3 protein-coding genes are annotated in these 1627 nt (G+C 59.1%); all 3 read right to left on the bottom strand.

Annotated features, from left to right (window positions below; all coding sequences use genetic code 11):
- Positions 1-241: 241 nt before the first annotated feature.
- The 3 genes from YUU_RS54570 to YUU_RS54565 all read right to left on the bottom strand — a co-directional run bounded on the left by YUU_RS54570 (position 242) and on the right by YUU_RS54565 (position 1458).
- Positions 242-529 (bottom strand): hypothetical protein, encoded by a 288-nt coding sequence (locus YUU_RS54570; protein WP_051390291.1) that lies wholly within the window; start codon positions 527-529, stop codon positions 242-244.
- 124 nt (positions 530-653) lie between these two features.
- The gene (locus YUU_RS0145860; protein ID WP_371260609.1) at positions 654-857 is read right to left on the bottom strand and encodes a hypothetical protein; all 204 of its coding nucleotides are present in this window, start codon (positions 855-857) and stop codon (positions 654-656) included.
- Positions 858-1278: 421 nt separating this feature from the next.
- Positions 1279-1458, bottom strand: coding sequence for a hypothetical protein (locus YUU_RS54565; RefSeq protein ID WP_035665280.1), 180 nt, complete (start codon positions 1456-1458; stop codon positions 1279-1281).
- Positions 1459-1627 lie beyond the last annotated feature (169 nt).

The raw sequence follows: 1627 nt of genomic DNA, 5'->3' as shown, positions 1-1627 counted from the left end.
ATGCATCGGGACGCTCCTGAACAGGATTATTCCGGTCGACCTAGTATTGTTTGGGCTCACTAGAACTTCAACGTCCAATCAAGAACTCTTAGCCCAAGACCGCCAAAGCGCTCGGCATTACCGTGCCTTCCACCTTGCTGGCACTCGCCGACGAGGTTATCGAATAGAGTTCGCCCTTGCTGCACTGCATGAGAATCGAATGAGCGCGAAATATCCAGCCCGACAGTGAGGCAGAGGGACCTCAACGGTAACCCATCGCAGACGACACCGGCTTATTCCAGTTGAAGTCCGGCCGGACATCGGCACCGCTCCTGCCGCAGGCAGAGCAGGTGAACCTAGGCTCGATGTCGGACAGGCGCACCTCATCCGGCCAGCGATCGGCGCTCAGGGTCGTCCAATGGCCGCAACGGTGGTCGGCGCAATAGACCAGGACGCCGCGCACGCCCATCTCGCGCATGTCGGCGAAGGTTATCTCGACCGGGCGGTGACCAGGCGGTGTACGGTTCTCTTGGTGGACAGGTCCAACCATACCGCGATCAAAGCGGCACCGGGAGATATCGGCAAATTATCAATCTCTTGGGCGTCTGAGCGCACCAGGATTCGGAAGCTAGCCGTCTCAGGAAATCGCGCTCGATCGCATTTAGGTCCATTCGTTACTGCGTCAGGTGTACCAGAAAAGCCTCGCAGGCAGTCTCGGCTTCGGCGAAGGTCTTGAAGGGAGACCCAGCAATTTTGATTGCCGGCCTGTTCAGGTGGATGGGCCGCCACGAGGCAATGAAGCCGGGCTGTCCGTGAAGCCCGGGACCGGTACGGCTTTCATTGCTGATCACGAACGAAAATCCGCCGATGCTCGCCATCCATATTTCGAGCTCGTCCCGTGAGGTATCAACGCGAGTAAAGTGCAGGGCCAAATCACCCCCCACATTCTTACTCGTCATAAAGTGTCACGGGTGCAGGCCGGGCGCATTTACCTGCGTAAATTCCTGACGATCGCACAAAGGCGCAACCGCCAGCGCCTGGCAGCGCACGCGTGCGGCTGACGCGGTGACGGAGAGACAGGCCCGCCGGTACGTGCTGGCGGGCCTTTAACGTAACTGAATTACATTTCTAAGCTTTCCGTCGATCATCGAGACATGGCAGCAGACGATGACAAACGGGAAGCGCCGCCCCCCGATCCTTCGCGCTCAGCAGAGGCCTTGCAGGTTATTGAGGAGTACGCTGGCGACCTGCGGGAGATCATCAGGAAGCTTCGACGGAAGCTGAATTGAGGCCGCGCATTCACCTCACGAGTCGATGGGCCTTCGTTCGCTTGCGGTGCGGCGGGACCTCCGGGCTTGGCTTCCATCTGTTCAGCGCGCGCGCGTGCTTGATGCCGGCGCCGAACTCCTCGCCGCTGGCCTTCAGCGTGTAGAGGAAAGGCGCGTTGATCTTCTCGATATGGATGCGACCGCCTTGCACGGGCCCGATGCTAGTGGCGATCTCGACCAGCTTCCGTGCTGCGGCTTCCGAGTTGGCGAAGGGACGTTCGGTGGGTGATTTCTGTCACAGATAAAAAATCCGTCCTCAGGCATCTACACGAGCAGTGAGGCACTGGCTCGCTTCGAGCCAGATGTTGTTCACAGATACA

It is taken from the genome of Bradyrhizobium sp. Ec3.3 (genome assembly GCF_000472925.1).
Lineage (GTDB): Bacteria > Pseudomonadota > Alphaproteobacteria > Rhizobiales > Xanthobacteraceae > Bradyrhizobium.
Note: the sequence above shows the minus strand (reverse complement) of the source record. Positions and strands in the feature narration are given on the sequence as shown.